Origin of the sequence: Corallococcus praedator, assembly GCF_003612125.1 — a bacterium.
GTDB lineage: Bacteria > Myxococcota > Myxococcia > Myxococcales > Myxococcaceae > Corallococcus > Corallococcus praedator.
Map to the genome: position 1 here is coordinate 1 of NZ_RAWI01001284.1, position 407 is coordinate 407.

At 61.7% G+C, this 407-nt stretch carries 1 protein-coding gene; it reads right to left on the reverse strand.

Annotated elements, in window-relative coordinates:
- Positions 1 to 279: 279 nt before the first annotated feature.
- Complete coding sequence (locus D7Y13_RS50230; RefSeq protein ID WP_500683213.1) at positions 280 to 384, reverse strand: hypothetical protein; 105 nt, start codon at positions 382 to 384, stop codon at positions 280 to 282.
- Positions 385 to 407 lie beyond the last annotated feature (23 nt).

The window sequence follows — 407 nt, forward strand, 5'->3', positions numbered from 1 at the left end:
CACTAGACGAATGCGGTTATAGGTCGCATTTACAAAACTGAATTCGTCGCGCCAGTCGCTCGCGAGAGTGCTTCAAAAGCGTCGGTGCGTTTTGAGGATCTCGTCGCGGCGATCCTGAAGTCATGCGGCGAGGGTGGTGGCGAGTCCTTCCGGTTGTAGCGGCGCTCTTTGAGCGTCGGTGACTCTCCCGAGATGCGACCGACGCTCATAGAGCGCCGCTACAGCCGTTGGGGTGGCGATCTTCGCATTTACGCCGCCGGTCTTGCCGGGGGTCGGGGGCTATTGGCTCGGCGGAGCTACTTCGCGGACTTGGGTTCCGTGGGTGTCGCTCATTAGCAGGATTGCCAGGCGGTCGACTTCTCCGAGTTCGTTGGGCGCGAGCATCTGGTAGTCGAGGCCGGTGGCGC

Bases quoted from the DNA above. Each gene is read 5' to 3' on its own strand.
- D7Y13_RS50230 (WP_500683213.1), bottom strand. From the start codon at position 384: ATGCTCGCGCCCAACGAACTCGGAGAAGTCGACCGCCTGGCAATCCTG.